This is a genomic window from Nonomuraea sp. NPDC049400 (assembly GCF_044466425.1).
Lineage (GTDB): Bacteria > Actinomycetota > Actinomycetes > Streptosporangiales > Streptosporangiaceae > Nonomuraea.
Window position 1 is genome coordinate 80659 of record NZ_JBITMP010000002.1, and the last position, 21541, is coordinate 102199.

20 protein-coding genes are annotated in these 21541 nt (G+C 64.5%); 6 read left to right on the forward strand and 14 right to left on the reverse strand.

All coding sequences use genetic code 11. The features are described 5' to 3' along the window. Window positions 1-80: 80 nt before the first annotated feature. The 4 genes from ACIBVN_RS02390 to ACIBVN_RS02405 form a co-directional block, all read right to left on the reverse strand. Complete coding sequence (locus tag ACIBVN_RS02390) at window positions 81-710, reverse strand: hypothetical protein (protein ID WP_397131798.1); 630 nt, start codon at window positions 708-710, stop codon at window positions 81-83. 122 nt (window positions 711-832) lie between these two features. Beyond that, window positions 833-1621 (reverse strand): alpha-1,2-fucosyltransferase, encoded by a 789-nt coding sequence (locus tag ACIBVN_RS02395; protein WP_397131800.1) that lies wholly within the window; start codon window positions 1619-1621, stop codon window positions 833-835. After that, window positions 1618-2166: a class I SAM-dependent methyltransferase gene (locus tag ACIBVN_RS02400; RefSeq protein ID WP_397131802.1), complete on the reverse strand. Its 549-nt coding sequence runs from the start codon at window positions 2164-2166 to the stop codon at window positions 1618-1620. Before ACIBVN_RS02400 ends, ACIBVN_RS02395 begins: the two co-directional genes overlap by 4 nt. Before the next feature lie 320 nt (window positions 2167-2486). Then, window positions 2487-2618, reverse strand: coding sequence for a hypothetical protein (locus ACIBVN_RS02405; RefSeq protein ID WP_397131804.1), 132 nt, complete (start codon window positions 2616-2618; stop codon window positions 2487-2489). Window positions 2619-2900: 282 nt separating this feature from the next. On the opposite strand from ACIBVN_RS02405, the gene ACIBVN_RS02410 reads away from it, so the two are divergent. Continuing rightward, window positions 2901-3452 carry an AAA family ATPase gene (locus ACIBVN_RS02410; protein WP_397131805.1) on the forward strand — a complete coding sequence of 184 codons (552 nt, stop codon included), beginning with the start codon at window positions 2901-2903 and terminating at the stop codon, window positions 3450-3452. Window positions 3453-3605: 153 nt separating this feature from the next. Continuing rightward, window positions 3606-4682 (forward strand): glycosyltransferase, encoded by a 1077-nt coding sequence (locus tag ACIBVN_RS02415; protein WP_397131807.1) that lies wholly within the window; start codon window positions 3606-3608, stop codon window positions 4680-4682. 307 nt (window positions 4683-4989) lie between these two features. Here the strand turns inward: ACIBVN_RS02415 and ACIBVN_RS02420 are convergent, their stop codons facing one another. From ACIBVN_RS02420 to ACIBVN_RS02460, 9 genes are all read right to left on the reverse strand, one after another. Then, on the reverse strand, window positions 4990-6744 hold the full coding sequence (locus tag ACIBVN_RS02420) for an ABC transporter ATP-binding protein (RefSeq protein WP_397131809.1): 1755 nt from the start codon (window positions 6742-6744) through the stop codon (window positions 4990-4992). After that, window positions 6741-8516: an ABC transporter ATP-binding protein gene (locus tag ACIBVN_RS02425; RefSeq protein ID WP_397131811.1), complete on the reverse strand. Its 1776-nt coding sequence runs from the start codon at window positions 8514-8516 to the stop codon at window positions 6741-6743. The genes ACIBVN_RS02420 and ACIBVN_RS02425 overlap by 4 nt, the downstream gene beginning before the upstream one ends. A gap of 292 nt (window positions 8517-8808) precedes the next feature. Next, window positions 8809-10212 carry a thymidine phosphorylase gene (locus ACIBVN_RS02430; RefSeq protein WP_397131813.1) on the reverse strand — a complete coding sequence of 468 codons (1404 nt, stop codon included), beginning with the start codon at window positions 10210-10212 and terminating at the stop codon, window positions 8809-8811. Then, window positions 10209-11495, reverse strand: coding sequence for a hypothetical protein (locus tag ACIBVN_RS02435; protein WP_397131815.1), 1287 nt, complete (start codon window positions 11493-11495; stop codon window positions 10209-10211). Before ACIBVN_RS02435 ends, ACIBVN_RS02430 begins: the two co-directional genes overlap by 4 nt. A gap of 8 nt (window positions 11496-11503) precedes the next feature. After that, window positions 11504-12796 carry an aspartate aminotransferase family protein gene (locus ACIBVN_RS02440; protein ID WP_397131817.1) on the reverse strand — a complete coding sequence of 431 codons (1293 nt, stop codon included), beginning with the start codon at window positions 12794-12796 and terminating at the stop codon, window positions 11504-11506. Further along, complete coding sequence (locus ACIBVN_RS02445; protein ID WP_397131819.1) at window positions 12768-13940, reverse strand: hypothetical protein; 1173 nt, start codon at window positions 13938-13940, stop codon at window positions 12768-12770. Before ACIBVN_RS02445 ends, ACIBVN_RS02440 begins: the two co-directional genes overlap by 29 nt. Then, a complete protein-coding gene (locus ACIBVN_RS02450; protein WP_397131821.1) occupies window positions 13940-14614 on the reverse strand; it encodes a hypothetical protein in 675 nt (224 codons plus the stop codon). The genes ACIBVN_RS02445 and ACIBVN_RS02450 overlap by 1 nt, the downstream gene beginning before the upstream one ends. A 25-nt stretch (window positions 14615-14639) precedes the next feature. Then, on the reverse strand, window positions 14640-15938 hold the full coding sequence (locus tag ACIBVN_RS02455; RefSeq protein ID WP_397131823.1) for a DegT/DnrJ/EryC1/StrS family aminotransferase: 1299 nt from the start codon (window positions 15936-15938) through the stop codon (window positions 14640-14642). Window positions 15939-15987: 49 nt separating this feature from the next. After that, window positions 15988-16815, reverse strand: coding sequence for a TauD/TfdA family dioxygenase (locus tag ACIBVN_RS02460; protein WP_397131825.1), 828 nt, complete (start codon window positions 16813-16815; stop codon window positions 15988-15990). 248 nt (window positions 16816-17063) lie between these two features. On the opposite strand from ACIBVN_RS02460, the gene ACIBVN_RS02465 reads away from it, so the two are divergent. Then, window positions 17064-18098, forward strand: a complete 1035-nt coding sequence (locus ACIBVN_RS02465; protein WP_397131827.1) for an AAA family ATPase — start codon at window positions 17064-17066, stop codon at window positions 18096-18098. A 275-nt stretch (window positions 18099-18373) separates the two neighbouring features. Then, window positions 18374-19333 (forward strand): GDP-L-fucose synthase family protein, encoded by a 960-nt coding sequence (locus ACIBVN_RS02470; protein ID WP_397131829.1) that lies wholly within the window; start codon window positions 18374-18376, stop codon window positions 19331-19333. A 427-nt stretch (window positions 19334-19760) separates the two neighbouring features. Here the strand turns inward: ACIBVN_RS02470 and ACIBVN_RS02475 are convergent, their stop codons facing one another. Beyond that, window positions 19761-19910 (reverse strand): hypothetical protein, encoded by a 150-nt coding sequence (locus ACIBVN_RS02475; RefSeq protein WP_397131831.1) that lies wholly within the window; start codon window positions 19908-19910, stop codon window positions 19761-19763. Between ACIBVN_RS02475 and ACIBVN_RS02480 the strand changes: the two genes are divergently transcribed. Both ACIBVN_RS02480 and ACIBVN_RS02485 read left to right on the forward strand, forming a co-directional pair. Beyond that, on the forward strand, window positions 19909-20667 hold the full coding sequence (locus tag ACIBVN_RS02480) for a hypothetical protein (protein ID WP_397131833.1): 759 nt from the start codon (window positions 19909-19911) through the stop codon (window positions 20665-20667). The genes ACIBVN_RS02475 and ACIBVN_RS02480 overlap by 2 nt on opposite strands. Window positions 20668-20693: 26 nt before the next feature. Beyond that, a complete protein-coding gene (locus tag ACIBVN_RS02485) occupies window positions 20694-21539 on the forward strand; it encodes an aldo/keto reductase (protein WP_397131834.1) in 846 nt (281 codons plus the stop codon). Window positions 21540-21541: the final 2 nt, after the last annotated feature.

Consider the following 21541-nt stretch of genomic DNA (forward strand, 5'->3'; position numbering starts at 1 on the left):
CGATGGCACGCCCACGCCGAGACAGCATCGTGATCACAACGATCCACGGCTGCCGTAACCGACGATTGTGCCAGGCTGGGTTACGTCGCTCTGTCGACGATCTCGAGGAGGCTGCGGTAGTGAGCTAGTTCGGCGCATGCGATCATGGACGTCTCGTTGAGATGCGGGTAATGCCCCGACCAATGGCTGACGAACCCACGAGCCTCCGCTATGAGGAGCGCCGTGGCGAGGCGTGTCGCAGGCTCGACATCGTGACCAAGAAAGCCCGCCGACTCCCCATCGAGCACACTCAGCAGCCCTTGCAGAGCCGAGCAATCCGAGAGGGGAACATAGCCGGCTTGCCGTGCACGTGTTTCGATATCGCCGCCATTCGTTACTGGTGCGGGAACAAGACGCACGTCGTATAGCGGAGGGTGCTCGACATCCAGGTGGATCTGCTCGTCCCAAGTGAAGCACCCATCCCCCAACGATGCCCAATAAGGGCCTTCATCAGCAGAGCGATAGACAACTGCGTGTGTGGTGACTCCAGCCGTCATGTGAACCAGGGACACGCCGTACGTGGCCTCTGACGCGTGCGGCTGCCGTTCGGCCAATGGCATCGAAGCCGCCAGCCAGTAACCGCCGCCGTTCGGCTGGCCGCAAGAGGGCGCCGGCGGATGCTTCAGGAGAGGATCGGAGTCCGGCGCCATGTGTTCGCCGAGAATCTGCACCGCTTCGGCGTGATTCTTTGCCGCAGACGCGTGGGAAATCGCCCTCAACGCAAATTCTAGTCGGCTCCTCGGCCTGGGCATGTGCATATGGGGCTTCCCCTTCAAGGACAAGAAGGATGCGGTCAGCAGTCAGGCTGCCAGGAACTCGGAGTCAGGTACTCGGAGCGGAGGTGGGCGTACTCGGGGGTGTACCAGTCTCTCGGATACTTCACTTCGTCGGATCCGGAAAGAAACGCTCCCCACCAGGAGAACGAGGAGTTCGCAATGACGTGGCGATGGCATCGGGTCATGCAGGCCAGATCGACAATATTTGGTTGATCAACCGATAGTTGTGCACCACGTAGAAATCTCATCTCGGTCAAGACCCAGTCGGGATCATCAGTGAGGACGATGACGTCCTCGGGGTCGGTGTCGCCGAGCGCCCGACGGTAGTAATCTGCCGACGGCAACAGATAGTATCGTTGGAAGCGCAGATAGTCGCCGCGTCGTACGTGGATCGCCGTGACCGGGCCGTTCTCCAGCAGACGTGGATAGACGCGATAGCATTCGCTCAGCACGTCGTCGGTTGGACTGAGGCAAGTGCGTACGGCCTCTCGGTGATTCCACCAGAGGCGTGTGTCCTGAAGCCATCGCTCGTCCCTGGGCTTCAGGTAGTCGACGGTCGCGAAGACGTCCACGTCCGTCGGCTTGAGCGGACGGAACCATTCCCTGGGTATATTGAAGGCGGCCGAGTAGGACCAAGGGGGAAGACGAATCGGCAGGTTGAGGTCGATGGCCCGTCCTATAACAGCGGCGATCTGCCACAAGTTGTTGCCCAACCGGCCGTACAACCCGAGTTGGGAGAATGTCAGGGCCACATCATCGGACGTCGCCGCCTCGTCCCTTCTGTCGAGCCGGACATCCTCAGTCACTTCACGGCTTCCATGTTCAGACTCATCAATCGGCCCCGTTCTTTGTCCATGTGAGGCAGGTATGCCTGGGTATAGTCATCTATATGGGCATGCCTTGTGCTGCGCCAGTCCCAGCGACGGACAGCTGAGAATCCGACGTGAGCCAGTGCTTCTTCCAGCGTGTCCTCGTCAAATATCATCTTGTGATAGTCGTGACGATCATGTTGTCCGCCGACGCACAGCCCGACCAGGTCGCGCAGGCCGTTCGTGAGGCGACCGAATACATACTCCTCTGCGATCGCTTGAAAGTCGGGCACTCCGATCCGCAGGATGCCGCCTGGGCGGAGTACGCGGAACCACTCTGCTAGAACGTCCAAGTAGTCGTGCCGCCCGAAGTGTTCTAGGACGTGACTCGCGTAGATCGAGTCCACCGACCCCGTGTCGAAGCACGATAGGTCTTCCACAGGTCCGACCCGGTCGACATGCGGATAAGCGATCGCATCGATGTGCAGGAAGCCTGGAATGTGCCTTGGCCCGCAACCCAGGTGGAGTTCCAATGCGCTCACGACCTCGCGCCGAACCGATCAGCGGGGACGTAGCCGGCCGGTTCGCGGCGATGAGTAGTTACAGTGGCCATCACCCGCGGGTCTCCAGGCTCTGCGTGCTGGTGTGGTCTCCGCGCCCGAAATCCCTTCTGGACCGACACCCCATCCGTCGCCTCGATGTCAACGATTCGATTGGCTCCAGGAGTCGGATGGTCCACAAACGACAGGTTCACGCACGGCCCCTTCGACGCCCTCGGTAAAGACCCATGGTGCCGACATCGAGGGGCGGACCGGTCCTGACAGGTGTCAGGCACATGGAGGTGTGAAGCGCACCCGATGGCTCAGTCCCAGGACCGCGGAGCGGTCTCAGCCCGTGAGACCAGGCGTCCGTCGACCTGCTGGGCGCTGGTCAGTTCTATGACCGCACGCCCGCCGCTGTGCTTCCTGTCGTGGCTCTCGGGGCGGTTGCTCATGGGTTGGCCATCGTCTGGTACGTCCGCTATGGTCGCAGCGCCGCCGTCGAGGCGTCTGGCGCCGCACCGGGGCCCGGCTCGGCATCGAGGACCTGCTCGCCCTGCTCCGCGGCATGGTCACCGCTCCACGATTTATGCCCTCGGACTCAGCATTCCGGCCTAAAATAATTGTCGCAACGAGTGGGCCTCGGCCTCGGCCGAACTCAAGATTCAAAGGGCGGCCCGGGGAGGACCAAATGAGGCCTTGCAGTTGTGTAGGCTTGTGGATAAGGTAATGTGGCTATGATCATCTGGCTGAATGGGCCGCACGGGATTGGTAAGACGACAACGGCCGCAGCCCTTGCCCGTCGCATCCCGGGGTCATGTGTCTTTGACCCGGAGACAGTCGGCTTCATATTGCGGCGAACGCTCGAAGGTGTTCGGCCGGTGTCCGACTTCCGGCATTGGCCGCCATGGCGTAGAATGGTGGCGACTGCAGCGGTCTCTATTTCTGAGTATGTGGAGTCGACTCTGATCCTGCCGCAGACCGTGGCTGAACGTGAATATTGGGCTGAAATACGTACGGCCATCGAGACGGCTGGTATCCCCCTGAAGCACTTCACTCTCATCGCGGATCACGAGGAACATCTGCTGCGCATAGACAGGGACGAGGTTGAAATAGGAGCAAGGGGCGGTCGGCGTTCGAAAGCCGACGGCTTCAGGAGCAACCTGGGCTGGCTCGCGAACGAGTCTATTATTCTGGACACGACCGGGCGCTCCGTGGATGACGTCGTGACAGAGATAATCAGGTCGATCGGCCTGCCGGCGGCGGACAGCATGAACCTCTCCAAGTAGTCAATCGCGACGCTGCGCCGGCGTGGCGGCACGGGTCGCTGCATTTCGGGCCATGCCCTGCGACCTTTCGGCACCCCGGCCACGATCATAAGTTTCGGGGGGATGCCGCATGAAATGATTGATCCAATTCATGCGGCATGCCAAAATGCTAATATGACGAATGTCTTAGTCACGAGTGCCCCAGCCATCGGGCATGTCAATCTGGTGCTTCCCGTGGCCCGGTCATTGAGGCGGCTTGGCCATTCGGTCACCGTAGCCGCCAGTCCTGAGATCCACTGGCATGTCGGCAAGTGGCAACTTCCACATGTGCGGAAGGCGCCGTTGCGCTACCCGGTGGTGACAGAGCGGAGCGCCTGGAAGCATATCCCAGTCGATATGGCAATCACGAGTGCCCAAGAGATTCTCAGACTCGCCGAAGACGTCAATCCGACTCACATCGTCTTCGACCGGTCGGATCTCGGTGCCGCTTTGGCCGCAAGTCATCTGCAACTAAAGGCCGTTTGCGTTGCATCCACCGGTTTCGGGACGTTCAATTGGATGCGTGCGGAATCTCAGGCGATCATCGAGGAGGCGAACGAGACTCTTCGCCTCTCTCGTGCGGATATGGCTTTGTCCCGCCCGACATGGCTGACGTACCTACCGCACTCGTTTCACGGATCATCGGTTTCCGACATCGCCTCTGATGTCATCGCATGCGACCCCCGAGAGAGCAGTCTCGTGCGAAGTGCTGGATCCGGTCGGCGGATACTGTTGAGCTATGGGACGACACCCCGGGTTCCTAGGGAGGTGTTGCTGAAGGGCTTGATCGAACGCTTGTCTCCCGCGTTCGAGATCGGCGTGGTCGCCCCGCCTGGCGCGACCGGCCTTGACAGTGTGCCAAGTAATGTTGAGATTCTTGATGTGCCCTCGCTGGAGGGAGTTGCCTTCGAGTATTCTGTCGTTGGATGCCATGGGGGGATGAGCACTGTCACGGAGGCATTGTCGTCGGGAGTTCCGGTGCACAGTGTGCCGTTCAGCCGGGATCAGCAGTACATCGCCTCCCTCTGCTCGAATCTTGGAGCCGGCGACATGATGCGTTTCGATGAGGAATCAGTCATGCATTCGCTGGATGAGATCTCGGAGGCCATTGCCCGAGTGGCGTCGGAGGAAGCATACGCGATCGGTGCTCTCTCTTTTGCACGAGAATATGCAGAGCTTCCACGACTGGATGAGATCCTGAGTCGATGGTGATGGCAACGCCGTTGCGTTTGACTGAGCGACCACTCGTCAAGCCCCCCGTGACAGCACAACGGGACCTCTGAAGATCTCGCGACCAAGCCAGAAGATCATCAGGAGTCCCGTTGCGGGAGGGACGATCGAGGTAGCCCTGGGCGTGCACGCGCCGGGCCATCTGGGTGAGCTCGCAGTGGAACAAGATCGAGCACCGGGAGTATGCGCGCTCGCCGTTGATCAGAGGCCCACGAGCAGCACGGGACCGCCGACTGCTCAGCAGAAGCGCATTTTCCGTCAGACCCACTCATGTCCGTGGCCATCCTGATCAGCGATAGGCGGCTGCTTGCGTGGTGTACAGCTTGGCGTAGCCGGCTCCTGATGCCATAAGTTCGTCGTGGGTGCCCTGTTCGGCGATGCGGCCGTTCTCCAGAACAACGATGTGATCGGCGTTGCGTACCGTCGAGAACCGGTGGGACACCAACACGGTGATCCTTTCCTCTCCGTCGGCCTGCTGCATGAATCGTTCGTAGAGATCGTGCTCGGCCACCGGATCGAGCGCTGCGGTCGGTTCGTCGAGGAACAACATCAGAGGCTTACGCCGCATCAGGGCCCGAGCGAGCGCGAGACCCTGCCACTGGCCCTGTGACAGTTCGCGGCCCCCGTAGAGGTGACCGAGCTGAGTGTCCAGACCGTCCGGCAGCTTGTCGACGAAGGAGGACGCGCCGGCTTCGGCGACAGCCCGGGACACCGCCGCGTGGGAGTCCATGTCCGGCAGGTGCCCGATACCGACGGTCTGGCGGACCGGTAGCTGGAAGCAGACGAAATCCTGGAAGACCGCGGTGAGTCGGCAGCGCCAGGCAGTGATCTCCAGGTCGGCCAGAGGGACGCCGTCGACGGTCATCGTCCCCGAGGTCGGCCGGTACATCCCGCTCAAGAGCTTCACCAGCGTGGTCTTGCCGGCTCCGTTGGTGCCCACGACAGCGACGACGGATCCCGGACGCAGCGTGAGATCGATTCCGGACAGTACGGGCTCGACCGTACCCGGGTAGGTGAACTCGACACCTCGCAACTCGATGCCGACCTTCAGGCGATCGGGTACGGGTCGGGTACCGGCGGGCCGCTGTTGCTCGGCGTAGGAGCGCAACCAGAGGTAGTGGCCGACGGCGTGCCCGGCGTCGGCGATACGGCGAAAACCACCGACGGTATCGCGTATCTGTGCGCGTAGCCGGACGCCGAGTGTGATGACCAACATAAGGTCGCCGAGCGACGCCTGTCCGGTGCTCGCCAGATGGGCGGTGAGCACCAGCGCGGCGATGAACCCCACCGCGTAGCACATCCAACCAGATAGCTGCCAACCGATCGCACCAAGGTCGGCGCGGAGAACGGCGGAGAGGACCCGGTGACGCGCCGCGTCAGCGATCTGGTCCAGCACAGCCCCCGCTCCGGAGACATAGATCTCCTTGCCACTCTTGGGTTCGATGCACATCTTGTGCAGCCGTTCCTCCAACCGCTGGTCACCTGCCGTGGTGACGCGGGCGCGGGCGAGGTGGCGCTGACCTCGCTGGGCACCCCACAACGGCGGCAGCGCGAGCAGCGCCAGGACGATCAGCCCCGGATGAACATCAGCCAATAGCCACAGCGAGAGGCCCGCGCTGATCACCGAGATCACTGAGTCGCTCATCGCCCAGCAGGAGCCAGCCAGCGTTTCGGTGTGCCGCCGCAGCAAGCTGAGCCGATCGAGGTAGTCGACGCGTTCGAGGTGTTCGAGGGTGGGGATGACCGCGGTGTTGGTCAGCACCTCCTGGTTGACGGTGAGATGAACGCGATCGGTCAGCGCGAACTGGTAGTTACTCCGGGTTCGGCCGCCGGCGGCTGAGATGATGTGGGCGATGACCCCGATGGCAACGGCGAGCAGAAGCCCGGCGCCTGCCGAGTGCGCCGAGTCCACCACCCACCGCTGGCTCAGACCGGTGGCGGCGACGGCTATGGTCTTCGCCGCGGAGAGCAGGATGACGAGTATGACCACGGCGCGATCCGCTCGCCAGGCGAGGTGTAACATGTGCCAGGCTATGCGGATCACCGTTCTGCCTCCGTGTTTCTGAATCGAGCCGCCTGCAGGTGGAAGTCGCGCGCGTATGCCTGACCGTTAGCGATTAGCGTTTCGTGGCTGCCTTGTTCGGCGACTCTTCCCTTGTCGAGCAGTACGATGCGGTCGGCGGGGCGGACGGTGGAGAGCCGATGGGAGATCAGCAGCACCGTCGCCCCGGTGACCTCAGCGATGATCCTCCGGTAGAAGCCGGCCTCGGCCTCCACATCCAGATGCGCGGTGGGCTCGTCCAAGATGAGCAGATCCCGCCCGTGCTCCACCGCGAAGATGGCCCGGGCAATGGCGATCCGCTGCCACTGGCCGCCTGACAGATCTGTGCCGCCGTTCAGATCCGAGGAGAGGGGCGTGCGGTACCCGTCGGGCAGTTGATCGATGAAACCGTCTATGCCGACTTGGCGCGCAGCCGCACGGATCCCGTCCAGATCGTCGCGGTGTTCTGGGGCGGCGAGCGCGATGTTGTCCGCGACGGATAACGGGTAGCGGTTGAAATCCTGAAAGACGACCGCGGCCCTGCGACGCCAGGCGGCCAGATCGGAGGACTGCAGCGGGCTCCCGTCGACCAACAGCTGTCCGGCGGTGGGAACGTAAAGCCCTGCCAGCACTTTGACCAGGGTGGTCTTGCCCACGCCGTTGTGACCGACCAGCGCCAGTACCTCTCCGGGGCGAACGTGCAGGTCCAGTCCGTCGATGACGTTCTGGGAGGCGCCGGGATATCGGAACACCAAGCCCTCGGCGTGCAGGGCTGCCGGGCCATCAGAGCGACTCCGACCGGCCGTCAGCGCCCGCGTGTTCTCGTGCGAAGAGTTCAGCCTGTTCAAGGCACGCACTGCGCCCAGGCCGTACTCGATGTCGAATGCCTCACGACCCATGCCGCCCATCTCGAATAGCGCCCAGGCCGCGACCAGCACCGTCATCAATTCCTCCACCGGCAGGTCACCCCGTGCGGCGGCAAGCCCTGGCCAAAGCAGTGCCGAGCCCGCCGAGATCGCCGCCAGCAGAGCGATGAACCACTGCCGTCGCAGCACGTCACGGTCGATGGACCACAGGGGACCGGCCCAGGCCAGCTCCTCGCGGGTGCGCAGGTGGACGACCCACTGGTGCAGGCCGAAGAGCCGGACCTCCTTGGCCGCGGCACCGGTAGAGGCGATGTCCGTCCAATACTCCACGCGCCGCCGTAGCCCCTCACGGCTGTCCCGTACTTCCGCGATCTGCAGCCACCAGCGGCGGAGTGCCGCACGCATGATCAAGGAGGCTCCCAGGAGAACGACCGACAGGGCCGGGGTGAACGACACCGCGATCACTCCGGCCGAGCCGAGCGCGGCCAGGATCCGGAAGAGCAGCCGGAGCTGACCGACCGAGGCGGTTCCCGGTGAGCGGAACCTGCCTTCCCCGATGTCGGAGGCGCGGGCAGCTTCGTCGGCGAAGGCTGAATCCTCGAGATGCGCCATATCGTCGGGCGACAGCGCCAGCGCGCGCACCCGCCGCCGTACCCGAGCATCGATCCGGCCCGCGGTGTACTGCTCCAGGGCGGCGCTCGCCAGTCCCAGTACCTCATCGGCGATCAACAGGATGGACATGGTCATCACGGGCCAGACAAGCGTCGCGGCGGCCCCTCGTCCGGAGGCCATGGCGGTCAGGCTGGCCACCAGCCAGCCCGTGGCCAGGGCGGACGCAGCGGGGATGCCGGCAATGACCGCGTGTACGAGCACCAGGCCCCAACCACAGCGGCGTTCCTCCAGCGACAACCGCAACAGGCGCGACCGGACTGATAGGAAAGTCCTCAATGAGGCCGGCCGGCAGGTGGAAAAGACGAATGTGGAGCGTCTCATCGACCGACGCTGCGAAGAGAACGGTTGCGGGGAATGTGCTGTGCCGGAGCCGCCATACGCGATCCTGCTCGTGCGCCGTCCACGATCGCGGTGTCAACGCTCGTCAAGGCCGCGGAGAGCTCTTGGGCGACCAAGGCGACCGATCGGAGCGGGTTTCCCTCACCATGAGGCTGGCGCTGGACGCTCTGGGATCTCGTGGTCAGGAGGGTCATGCCCCGCCTCGCGAGTCTCCATGAAGGGTCATCTCCTTCTCCACCCTCAAGAAAGAGCTCGGTGATCGTCTGCCGCCCATGTTCTCTTGGGTGAAGAGAGGGCGGATAACAGCGTGAATGGTTGGTTCCGGGGCGACCGGATGGTTCACGACGGTCACCGCAGAACGGAAACGGGTCTGCGCCTCGGCGTCCGCGTCGCGCAGATGGATATCGGCGATCGGCTCTCCCCTGGCGACCCGGTCACCGACGCGCTTGTGCAGTACGACGCCGACGGCCCGGTCGATCGGAGCATCCTTGGCCAGTCGTCCAGCGCCCAGGTGCAGACCGAGCGCACCGATCGCTCGGGCATCCATCCGTTGGATCCAACCAGATGTCTCGGCATTGACGGTCGTGACGTAGGGCGCGGAATCCAGCTGGTCCGGATCGGTTATTACTGCGGGATCGCCGCCCTGCGCGCTCACCCACCGCCGGAACGCCGAGAGCGCGCGTCCGTCCAGAAGGACTTCGCGCACACGCTTTTCCGCTCGGACGGGGTCCCGCTCGTCTCCCGCCAGGATCATGGCCTCTGCGGCGAGGGCAGCGGACAACTCGGTGACACCGGGCATCTGCGCGCCGTTGAGGACCTCGATGGCCTCGCGTACCTCGAGGACGTTGCCGCTGGCCCGTCCCAGCGGTTGGTTCATGCTACTGATCACGGCATGACAGCGAAGCCCGAACGCCGCACCGATATCGATCATCAGTTCGGCCAGGTCGATGGCGTCGGCGAGGTGACCGGTGAGCGCGCCAGAGCCGAACTTGACGTCGAGGACCACGCCGTTCGTGCTGGCTGCGATCTTCTTGGACATGATGCTCGCGGCGATCAAGGGGAGGCTTTCGACCGTCCCTGTGACGTCGCGCAACGCGTAGGTGGCGCCGTCCGCAGGTACCAGCGCTTTCGACTGCTGCACCACCACCATGCCCGCGCGGCTGAGGACATGGAGGATCTCCTGCTCGTCCAGCGCCAGGCGGAGGCCCGGAATCGACTCGAGCTTGTCGAGTGTTCCGCCGGCGAAGCCGAGGCCACGCCCGCTGATCTTCGCGATGGGTATGCCCAGCGCCGCCAGTACGGGGGCGACGATCATCGTGGTCTTGTCGCCGACGCCGCCTGTACTGTGCTTGTCCACGACGGACCGGCCGACGCCGCTGTAGCCGAGCCGCATGCCGCTGTCGACGTACGAACGGGTGAGTGCTACCACCTCGTCGAAGCTCATACCGCGACAGGCGACCGCCATCAGCCAAGCGGCCATCTGGTAATCGGGCATGGTGCCCCTGGTGTAAGCGTCGATCACGCCCGAGATGGATTCGGCAGTCAGTTGCTCACCGGCGCGCTTGCTGGCGATGGCGGCAAGGACATCGGTCATCGTGTGGCCTCCTTCATGGCGACGGCGAGCGATCGCAGATTGGGCTGAAGCTCACTCATCGGTACTGACAAGTTGAGCCGGATGCCGTACCGATCCGGATAGAGGTCGGCCCACGCGGCCTCGTCTCCGCTGAAGAGCAGATTCGGGTTGACCTTCAACCCGGCTCGGCCTAGCTCGTTGACCCAGCGCGTGTAGGCGGCCGACGAGGGGAAATCGGCCCTCAACCACCGGAAGGTCGAGTAACCGGCGACCGGCGGACCGGTCTCAGGGGAGATCTCGAAGAGTCCCTCGTGCTCGATGACATCGAGATTCCGACGGAAGGCGTCGCGTGCGGCGGAGAGCTCGCGACGGAAACAGGTGATCTCGTCGGTGCTGAGGAAAGGGACCGAGTGCCTGTGGAAGTCAGCGGCCAGCCGACGCGTCAGGCGCGGGATTTCAGCGCCGTCGCCAGAAGCCAAGAGCAACAGACCGAGGTGCAGGGCGGCGATCATTCCGGTAGCGGCATGCACGGTGTAACCGCGCTCAAAACGATCCGCTGCGGCGAACTGCACGAAGTCGGGGTCGGAGGTCGCGATGAAGCCGACCCTCAACCCCGGCATGGACAGATCCTTAGACGGGGTCATACAGAGCATCCACCGCTCGCCGACGAGCCGCTCCCGCAGCGTCCGTCTCAGGCTGCCTGGGGGTACGAACTGCGGAAGAGAGAACGGGATGTCCAGGAGACAGAGGTCGCCTGTGCGGTGCGGCGGTCGTTCGAACACCGTGCCGAGAACGCCGTTGGGTGCCACATCGACCAGCAGGCGCGGCCGTTGCCCGGCTGGCGCGGCGGTGGTCCGGCCTGTGGCCGAGTAGAACTGCGGGTTGCCGGCCCCGTGCCGCGCCAAGGAATGTTCGAAGGCGAAGTAGTTCGGCAACGGAAGCACCGGTTGCAGCTTCCGACGACTCGCGTAGTCGCTCGCCACGCTGATCGCCTCGGTGGTCCCATGGAACAGCACAATCTGGGCGGCGTCGATCGCGGGCAAGGCGAGATATCGCGCCAGCAGCAGACCGACGAGTTCGCGCACAAGTTGCTCACGGCTGTCGTCGTACTCCAGGCTGCGCCGCTCGACGACGTCCGTGAAGATGCGAGTCAGACAGGTGCGGACGGCAGCGGCCGGCGGACGCTTGTTGACGCCGTAGCCGAGCTGCTCCGCAGTCGTGCCGACGCCATTCCTGATAGTCCGGTAGTACCGGACGCAGGGGGCATCGGCGAACCCTGCTGCGTTCAGCGCGTCGTCCAGCATCAGAGGCCTCAGTAAATCTGGCTGAATGCACCGAGCAGGCAGTCGCCGATCTCCGCAGCCTGGTCGGCGTCGAGGGGCAGCGGCGGACAGATCATGATGTTGGTCCCTTGCTGCCGCACCAGGACGCCGCTCCGTCGCGCCATGGCGACGGCGGCGGTCGCCACATCTGGATGATCGGTCTCGACAACGGTCACCAGGCCGAGGCCGCGCACGTCGGTCACCCTCGAATCGGTTTCGAGCTTCTGAAGCTGCGCGAGCAGAGCCGCACCACGGGCAGCGGCGTTGGCCACCAAACCGTCCTCGGTTATCACGTCGATCACGGCCATGGCGACGGCCGCCGCCACCGCATGTCCTCCGGTCGTGTGGCCGTAGCGCAACCCCTGTATCAGCGGTTCCGCCGTGAACGACGCATGGATCTCCTGGGTGGTGGTGACGGCGGCCAACGGGACGTATCCGCTGCTGATTCCTTTGCTCATCGCGACAATGTCGGGTGTGATGCCGTCGTGCTCGAAGCCGAACATCCGGCCGGTGCGCCCGAACCCGCAGAACACCTCGTCGATGATGAGCAACGTTCCCGTGCGGTGGCACAACGCTCGCAGCCCGGCCAGGAGGCCGGGCGGGAGCACGATGCCGCCGCCGACGTTGAGCAATGGCTCTACCAGCACGGCTGCGGCTGGTCGCGCCCCGTTCAGCAGCCGCTCGAAACCGGCGAGCAACATTTCCGCGTTCTCAGGGAAACGGACAGAGCGGGCATCACCTGGCAAGCTGACGCGATCGACCTGGAAGGGCGCGCTCCAGCCGGTCTGGACATGGGGCAAGCCGGACAGATGCCGTGCGAGGCTGGTCGAGCCGTGGTAGCCGAGCTCGAACGTGATCACACGGTCTCGCGGCTCGCCGAGGTTCCGCCAGTACTCATGGGCGATCCAGATCGCGGCCTCCACCGCCTCGGACCCGCTGTTGAGCAGCAGAGTCGGTCCCAAGGGATCGGGCAGGAGGTCAGCAAGCCGCGCGGCGAGCGCTTCCGCTAGTGGGTGCGAGGCGTTCGTCAAGTCGTAGTGGGACAACTCGTTGATCTGGCGCATCGCGGCCTCGATCAAGCGCGGATGACCGTGCCCACATGAGACGTTGAGTGCTCCAGAGATACCGTCCAGGTACCAGTTACCGTTTTCGTCACGTACCTGGCATCCGCGAGCGCGAACGATCGTTACCGGGGCCGGCTGGCTCACCGGCGACCAAGGTCTCCACATCCGGGTGGGGGACATCGCGCTAACCTCAGCTTTCGTTGGCGCAGGGAGCTGCATCCGGTCTCAGCTCGATCAGCCGTCGGGTGAGGCCATGCAGCTCGAGGCGGTATTCGTACGTGGCCGATGCGTGCCGGCGGTCGCGGCCGGTCGCGAGGTGAGCCAGGACGTCCGCCAGTGCTTCCGCCGTGGGTTCGGCGAGTACGATTCCGGACCCGTCGCGACGCACTTCGTCGGCGGTGGCTCCGAAGCCGTCCACGATGAGCGGCACGCCGTACAGCCTGCTGTCGCGTAGACGCAGCCGGACACAGGTCTCGTTCTCGACTCCCGGCCGGGCGATGCAGACGAATCCCATGGCGCCCTTCAGCATCGCGTCTCGCTCGTAGTGCCGCAGCGGATCATGGCGGATACGGACTCGGGATCGCATTCCGAGCACGTCGATGTCGCGGTCGAGCTCCGAGATGACCGCTTGGTTGTCCGGGTGGGGGCCACCGTAAACGAACGCGGCAGTCACGTCGATACCACGAGTGGCGCATAGCGCTACGGCCTGTACCAGGACGCCGGGATCATAGAAAGACCAAAGCCCTCCGGTCCACAGGAAGTCCGCCTTGGGCCGGGATATGGCGCTCTCGGCTCGCAGCCGACTGTGGTGGCTGAAACCGATGGGAATCGTCGTCACGACGTGATCCATGGTGGGAGACCTCGCGATGTCATCAGGCCCGATGCGGCCTGCGGTCATGAGGGAGCTCACCACGGTGGCCTTCTCTACCGCGGAGCGGCAGATGAAATGATCCGACAATGCGATCTGTCGGTTGTAGCCGGCCACGATCGCCTCGTAGGCACGAGACGGTGAGTCGGCGCGCAGGAGCGACGGGAACCCCGCGTGTTCGAGCGGCGGTGCTGTCTCCGAAATGATCGTCAACTTGTTCGACACCGCGTCTTCGAACCGCTGGTCGTCGGCGATGTCGAAAAAGAAGGCCACATCGGCGGTCCTCACCAGTTCGCTCCAGCCCTTGTGTGGCGCGGCCAGCGTGGCTTCGCCCAGATGCAGGGCGTCCGTCGTATCGGGTGAGTAGACGACGACGTCGAAGGTACGGCTGAGCGTTTCAGCCAGCTCGGCGATCCTGAGTCCGAGTCCCGTCGTGGCGGCGGCGCACACCGGGTACTGCCCGGCATCGAACAACAGCGTGAGACCGGGCGCCATCAGACATCACTGACCCGATTGGCGTTCACGAAGTCCTTTACGAGAGTCACTGGTGCACCTATCGATCTTTCGATGCCACCGGGCTGGACCACTTCCACCAGCACGTGCCGCATTTCGGCGGACGCCAGCAGAATCATCCAGGCGGCATTGAAGTTCTCCGCCGCGGCGGGTTTCTCCGCGGCGGCGACAACGACGTGGTGCTCGCCTTCGGGCCGGATCAGCAGAGCACCCTCCTGCGCGAGCCTTGCCGGATCGTCGGTTGGGGCGGCGACGATGGACAACGAATGACGGCTGAGATGCTCGAACGCGTGCTCAACGCGCCCACCAGCCTCACTGTCGTAGGTGAGCTGATCCGGCAAGACCAGGGCCGTAGGGCCGACGGCCACAGAAAGCGCTGCTCTGATCGCTCCGGAGAGTTCCGGCCCGCTTCGCTCCGACTGGTAGACGAAGACCAGCTCGAACAGTCCCGAGTAGCGGGCAAGGTAGTCAACCAGCTGTGTCTTATGTGGCCGGATGACGACGACCAGTCGAAGCAACGCCGACCGCTTGGTTGCGAACTCCACCACCGGAGCGAGAGATCGGTCAATGACACTGGTGCCATCGGCCAGCAAGTGCAGTTCCTTCGGGTATGGCGCGCCGAACCGCTGTCCGTAGCCGGCGCAGGGCACGATCACGGTGACGTCCGGTGGTGCCTGTCTGCTAGACGGAGGCACCGGCCACGTCCTCCTCCCTGAAGTAGTAGGGAGTCCCCAAACCGTCGCGTAGTGACGCGCACAAGGTGCGCGCTTCCTGGATGCGGCCACCCCTGACCATGGCGAAGATGTCGGCCAACTGCGCCACGCTGTGGTCGTGCCCGCCCTCGAACGTGATCTCCGACAGGCCGAGGCGAAGCGCGAAGCGCCCGTCGAAGCGCGGAAGCTCGGCGGACACGTTCACCCGTACTCCCGCCTCTGCCAGCCCGTCGGCGAAGTCCATCGCGTCGAAATCCGAGCCACATGCGACCCAGACCTGATGGCAGTCGGTGATCTCAGGCGTCCCCTTCACCACGTCGAAGCCGGCGTCGATCAACTTGCTGCCGAGAAGGCGAGCGTTGTGAATGACCTGAGCGGCATACTTGACTCCAAAAGTCTCGAACTCGACGGCTGCCAGTGCCAGTGCCAGTGTGTCCGCGAAATGATGGCTGCTGATCATCTCGAACTGTGCCTGGCGGATCTGCTCGGCGAGCTCATCGTCGCGTGTGAACAGGACACCCTTCTGCGGCCCCGGAAAGGTTTTGTGGGTGGATCCGCCCATTGTGTCGGCGCCGTCGTCCAAGGGGTTGCGGTGAGCTCCTCCGAGGACGAGGCCGAGGGTGTGACTCACGTCGGCGTGTACACGCGTTCTGGGGCTGATCTCGCGGACGATCTCGACCACCGATGCCACGTCGATCTCCGACAGGCTGTTCTGCAGGTCCAGATACACCAGCGATGGCTGGTGCTCCTTCAGGAGTGCGCGCAGTTCGTCAGGGGCGATCCGACCTTGTTCCTGGCCCACTGTCAGCGGTCGCCGGCCGACACGCGCGATCATCGAACTCGTCGCATAGTGGCCACCGCAGCTTTGTTTGATGCTGATGACGGACTCACCCGTGGAGCCGCCGAGTGCGAGCAGGACCAGCGTCATCGCGCTCATCCCGGAGATCGGCCGGACATTGACGTGTTGCGCTCTCGCAAGCTGACGGAGAACCGGAACCGCGACAGTGGTCTCGATGTCGCCGACACCTTGCGCGCCACGAAAGAACCACTGGCGGGAGTCGAGCGTCGGATTGAAGAAGTACCGGTTGTAGAAGTCGTACCGTAAGGGCGCGCTCGCCGTCGGCGACAGTCTGTTCTCGCTCGGGACCAGATTGATCATGTCGCGGCTGACCTGCGCCTCGGTCCGAAGTCTGTCCAGGACTCTGCGGACGAGTTCAAAGCCTTCGCCATGGGCGAGATCGCTCGCGGCCTGTGCACCCGTCAGCATTGCTCGACCTTGTGAATCACGCCGTCCGGCACACGCTGCGTGACGTTGCTCATCGCGGCACGCGTCCGTAAATCGCTCGCAGCAATTGTCTCGGAGAGCGCGGGGAGTTGGTGAAGGCCTCACGCCCGTGGGACACCCGGTCATTACGGAGCACCAGCGCCTGGCCGTCCTCGAGCCGGATCGACGCCACGTATTTGCTGTCCGCCGTCCGGCTGCTCCGTCGAATACTGTCGAGGGCTCGCGCCAACGCCTCGGATTGACCCTCGGCAGGCGTCCACGTGGCGATGCCGTCATCGGAGTAGCGGTTCACGATGGTTCCATCGTTCTTCACGCGAAATGCCTCACCCTCTCGGTACGCATCGATACCCTTGAGGGACGCCGTCCTGCGCAGCACCCGGGGATGGAGCAGGGCTGAAGCGGCTTCACGGTCCCGCTGGTAGAGGTCGTGGAACGCTGCCACCGCGTTGAACAGGAGCGAGTTCCCACCCCGGTGTGCGGCCCGCACGCAGTACATCACCACAGTCGGGGTCTCCTCCGGGTCGTCGAGCGTGCCGTCGACGTGAAAGTCCTGGGCCGTACGGACGGCGAACCCCGGATGGCTACTGCGGTCTGTTTCCCTTATCTCAGCGATCTCGCGGTCGAATTGCTCGGCGCCGGGCATGCGATACAAGGCCGGAACCACGGGCTGCCCCAGGTCCCAGCCGTCGGCGAGAAGCTCGATAGCAGAAACCGGCGTAACGTCGGCCGGCATGTCCGCGACGGCGAAGCCGTAGATGTCGAGTTGTTCTTTGAGCGCGTCCAGTCCGCTACCGTCACCGCCGACGGCAAAAGACCGCCTCGCCGCTGGATCCCGATAGTCGACTAAGAACTGTTTCACACCGCTTCCTTACTTGACGTGGCTCGAGCCCACCATGGCGGATGGTGGGCGGGGATGGTCCTGACACCTGTCAGCACATGAAGGGTGCGTAGCAGGCCACCAATGCTGACAACTGTCAGGAGCCTCGCGAACGGCAGGTGCGATGAACTGATCCCTGTGACGGGCGTCTGTTGCGAAGCGATGGTGATGGCGAGGGCGAGCGATTGCCGTTGGCCGCGCAACGAAGAGCGCATGCGGGGGAGCGAGCGGTGAGCGACTCATCAGGTACCGCGGCAGGCGGCGCGATCGTCGTGGTCACGGCGATGGCGCTGTCCCGCAAGGCTCGTGCGCGACTGAGCGAGATGCTGGGACCTGGCTTCGTTGTCGTGGACATCCTGCGCGCCCCACCGACGGCGAACGTGGTTCTGGCTCCGTCGGTGACTCGCTCTGCCGTGTCCAGTCTTCGTGGGATGTTCCCCGGTGCGAGGATCGTCGTTGCCGAGTTCGACGACGATGAGCTCGATATTCACTACAGCGGGCCCGTCACCCGGGCCGTTCTCTCCGGGGCGGACGGGTACTTCGTGGCTCCGAGCCTCGCCGGCATCTCAATGGCGATCGAGGGCCAGGCCCGTCTGCAGTTGACCGGTGATGTTCAGGCCAGCGGGTTGCAGATCACCGCATCCGCCGACGCCATCGAGCCGGTACCTCCAGCCGTCGACACATCGCCGACCACGGCCGCGGACATGCCGGAGGACGACGGCTCCGGTTCGTCGATCGTCTGGCTGAACGGGCCTCCAGGCGTCGGCAAGACAACGGTCGCAACGCTGCTCGCACAGCATCGACCCACCGTCCATCTCCTGGACCCGGAAGAGGTCGGCTGCATGCTTCGCCGTGTCGCCGCTGATCCGGTCGAGAAGCTGCACGAGTGGAGCGCCTGGCGAACTCTTGTGGCCGAGACCGCCATCCAGTTGCTGCGCCACCAAGGCACCGGTGACCTGATGGTGCCGATCGGCCTGCACGAGCAGTTGGGCGCCCTGGACATGTTCGTTCACGTCTCCGCCGAGAAGATCACGCAGCGTCATGTCCTGCTGCACTGCGAACGTGCGGTTCTCGAAGAGCGCATTCGTGGGGATGCCGAGGACCCCTCCCTGGTGGCATCGCGCCTCGAACAAGTCGATCGCTACGAACTGACTGGTACCTGGCTGAGCCGGACCGCTGAAGTGGTCGACACGACCGCTTTAAGTCCCGCTGAGACCGTGCGGGAGGTATTGGCCCTGCTCCATGCTCCAGAGCGGCCACTGTAGTGACGCCGTCGGATCTGCCGTCGAACCAAGAAAGAGAGAATTGGAGTTTCAGGCTGATGGGAAACGCCTTGGTGGCCGACATCCCCGCGAGAGGACCTGCCGATCTCGTGCTCCTGATCGTACGGCCTGCAGCGGTTCGGCCACGACGTGACGGTCTGTACTGGCAGGAAGTTCTCCTGCATCCGCTCAGGTGTGCGCGCGTCGAAACCTCAGCAGGCGCCGACCTGGCACATGCAGTGTGATCGGACGCGGTTGCGGTGCGGAGAGAGCCAGTTATGAGAGATCGGGATACAGTGATTCATGGTGCGCTTCCTCGGGAAAGTCGTGTTTACGTCGCAGGTCATCGCGGCATGGTGGGTTCGGCGATTTGGCGCAAGCTCAGAGCGGAGGAATTCAGCCACCTGATCGGGGCGACCTCCGCCGAGCTGGACCTCAGAGACCGTGACAAGACATTTGCGTTCTTCTTTGAGCACCGGCCCGAGGTGGTGATTGACGCTGCGGCCCGAGTCGGCGGCATTCTCGCGAATCGGGACCATCCAGTCCAGTTCCTGAGCGACAACCTGCGAATTCAGGTGAATCTCATGGATGCGGCGCTGGCGGTACGGACGCCGCGATTGCTTTTCCTCGGCTCGTCGTGCATTTACCCGAAGTACGCCGAGCAGCCGATCCGTGAGTCGAGCCTGCTCACCGGTGAGCTGGAGACGACCAATGACGCGTACGCGATTGCGAAGATCGCCGGCGTCATGCATGTCCAAACAGTGCGGCGCCAGTACGGGTTGCGGTGGATCTCTGCGATGCCGACCAACTTGTACGGGCCGAACGACAGCTTCGATCTGACGAGTTCACACGTCATGCCGGCGTTGATCCGACGCTTCCACGAGGCGACCACTGCCGGAGCTCCGGAGGTGGTGCTGTGGGGGACCGGCACGCCGCGGAGGGAGTTCCTGCACGTGGACGACCTCGCGGAGGCATGCCTCTTCCTGCTCGAGAACTACGACGACTCAGCGCCGATCAACGTCGGTGTCGGCAGTGACGTGACGATCCGCGATCTGGCTGAGTTGATCGCCCGGGTGGTCGATTACCAAGGTGTTATCGTCAACGATCCGTCGAAGCCGGACGGTACGCCTCGCAAGCTGCTTGATGTCAGCCTGCTGACCGCGCTCGGCTGGAAATGTGGCACAAACCTCGAAGAGGGCATACGACGGACGTACGCCTGGTACCTCGAACACTTGTAAGGAGACGGCTGAGCCGGTCGGGCCGCCGCCCCGTCGTCCAGTTCCAGCTGGTCCAGCCCATCGAGTGCCTTTGTTCGGTGTGATCATCGGGTGGTTGCTGCCGAACAGCACCTTGGTCCGGCCGTGACCCTTGAGGTAGGCGATCATCTCGGTGGTCCAGGGGTAGCCGATGTGCCCGGCGACGATGGTCAGTGCGGGGAAGTCGAGGGCGACCCGGTCGAGGCACGGGATGGACCGGCCCGGCTCGGAGGGGCGTAGCGGGCCGGTGTGCCCGGCTTGGGTGCAGAAGGGGATGCCGAGTTCGACGCACTCGGCCTACAGGGGGTGGTAGCGCCAGTCGTCGGGCGGCAACTCCCACAGCCAGGGCAGGACGCGCAGCGTCTTGAAGCCAGTTCCGTGACCGCGCATCGGAGCTCGCGAATGGCGGTCATGGTCTTGCGCAGGTCGACGGAGGCCACGCTGGCCAGGCGGTGGGGGCCCCGGCGACGAAGGCGGCCACCTCGTCGTTGGAGATCAGCACGCCTTGCGGGCCGTACCAGGCGCTGATCAGGACGAGATCGACGGACGCCGAGTTCATGGCGGCGAGCGTGGTCGAGACCGGCGGCAATGCCGCTCGGGTCCGGCTGATCGGCATGGGTGAGTGTGTTGGTCGTGTCGAGGCGGTAGCCGAGGTCGAGGGTGTCGGCGTCGAGGAGAGCCTGGTGGCGTTCATGCCAGCGTCCGGTGGCGAGGTCGGTCGCGAGGCGGCGCACCGCGTGCTCGATGCGCTCCTGGTCGAGGGTGGCCAGGGCGGAGATGGCGGCGCGGACGTGCGGGTCGAGGTAGTAGTGAGGGCGTCGCCAGTAGGCACCCAGGAATCCGTCGGTGCAGTCGGCGGGCACCGGTACCGGGACGACGGTCACCCGCGTGCCGTCGCGCCGGAGGTGGGTCCGGACGACGTCAACGGCGGCAAGCCGGGAGTCGGCTTCGGCGATCTCCGGGAGATATTCACTCCGCTGCAGTACATGCTCGGCTTCGGCATCCCCTGTCTGGTCGGTCTCCTGGGCGCGCCCCCTTGTCTCGGCCGCTCGTCCACCGCTTCGGGCAGCGCAAGATTCTGCTCGGCTTCGGCGTGGCCACGAGACGACGGCCCGTGTCCTCACCGCCTGGACTATCAGCGGGCGCGCGGCCATCGCCGCTGCCACGGCCCTCTGGTGCTGACCGGAGTCACGAGGACGCGCACCGCGATCGCGGTTGCGGGAATCTTGCTGATCGGCACGGGCGTCCTCCTGCCCTGGCGGCTGAGCCTGGCGGCCGGTGCCACGGATGAGTCCGTCATGCTGGTACGGGAGTAAAGGTTCGACCTGACGGAGTGTTCCGCATGTCCATAGAGCTGCAGTCCACCGGCACGTTCACCATTGGCGACAAGAGCGTTCACCGCCTCGGCTTCGGCGCCATGAGTCTGACCGGGCCCGGGGTCTGGGGGCCGCCCCGCGACCATGACGAGGCCATCCGGGTGCTGCGCCGGGCCGTCGAGCTGGGCGTCGACTTCATCGACACCGCCGACTCGTACGGGCCGTACATCAGTGAGGAGATCATCCGGGAGGCGCTGTACCCGTACCCCGAGCAGCTCCTGATCGCGACCAAGGCCGGGTTCGTGCGTCCGGGGCCGGCGCAGTGGGTGGTCGTGGGCCGGCCCGCGTACCTGCGGCAGGAGGTCGAGATGAGCCTGCGCCGGCTCAAGGTGGAGCGGATCGACCTGCTCCAGCTGCACCGCATCGATCCGGAGGTGCCGCTGGAGGACCAGCTCGGGGAGCTCAAGGCGCTGCGGGACGAAGGCAAGATCGGCAGTATCGGCCTGTCCGAGGTGAGTGTCGAGGAGCTGGAGCGGTCGCGGCGCATCGTCGAGATCGCCAGCGTGCAGAACCGGTACAACCTCACCAACCGGATCTCGGAGGGGGTGCTGGAGCACTGCGAGGAGCAGGGGATCGGGTTCATCCCCTACAGCCCCATCGCCAAGGGTGCGCTTGCGGCGCCCGGCAGTCCCGTGAACCACGTCGCCAAGGCCGTCGGCGCCACGCCCGCGCAGGTCAGCCTGGCCTGGCTGCTGGCCCGTTCGCCGGTGACGATGCCGATTCCCGGCACCTCCACGGTCGCCCACCTGGAGGAGAACCTGGCGGCCTCGACGGTGGCGCTGACCGCCGAGCAGTTCAGCGAGCTGGGCTGAAC

Bases quoted from the DNA above. Each gene is read 5' to 3' on its own strand.
- ACIBVN_RS02410 (WP_397131805.1), top strand. From the start codon at position 2,901: ATGATCATCTGGCTGAATGGGCCGCACGGGATTGGTAAGACGACAACG.
- ACIBVN_RS02435 (WP_397131815.1), bottom strand. From the start codon at position 11,495: ATGCTGGACGACGCGCTGAACGCAGCAGGGTTCGCCGATGCCCCCTGC.
- ACIBVN_RS02480 (WP_397131833.1), top strand. From the start codon at position 19,909: ATGGCGGCGAGCGTGGTCGAGACCGGCGGCAATGCCGCTCGGGTCCGG.
- ACIBVN_RS02455 (WP_397131823.1), bottom strand. From the start codon at position 15,938: ATGCTGACGGGTGCACAGGCCGCGAGCGATCTCGCCCATGGCGAAGGC.
- ACIBVN_RS02415 (WP_397131807.1), top strand. From the start codon at position 3,606: ATGACGAATGTCTTAGTCACGAGTGCCCCAGCCATCGGGCATGTCAAT.
- ACIBVN_RS02440 (WP_397131817.1), bottom strand. From the start codon at position 12,796: ATGCAGCTCCCTGCGCCAACGAAAGCTGAGGTTAGCGCGATGTCCCCC.
- ACIBVN_RS02470 (WP_397131829.1), top strand. From the start codon at position 18,374: ATGAGAGATCGGGATACAGTGATTCATGGTGCGCTTCCTCGGGAAAGT.
- ACIBVN_RS02475 (WP_397131831.1), bottom strand. From the start codon at position 19,910: ATGAACTCGGCGTCCGTCGATCTCGTCCTGATCAGCGCCTGGTACGGC.
- ACIBVN_RS02445 (WP_397131819.1), bottom strand. From the start codon at position 13,940: ATGGCGCCCGGTCTCACGCTGTTGTTCGATGCCGGGCAGTACCCGGTG.
- ACIBVN_RS02430 (WP_397131813.1), bottom strand. From the start codon at position 10,212: ATGACCGATGTCCTTGCCGCCATCGCCAGCAAGCGCGCCGGTGAGCAA.
- ACIBVN_RS02485 (WP_397131834.1), top strand. From the start codon at position 20,694: ATGTCCATAGAGCTGCAGTCCACCGGCACGTTCACCATTGGCGACAAG.
- ACIBVN_RS02405 (WP_397131804.1), bottom strand. From the start codon at position 2,618: ATGAGCAACCGCCCCGAGAGCCACGACAGGAAGCACAGCGGCGGGCGT.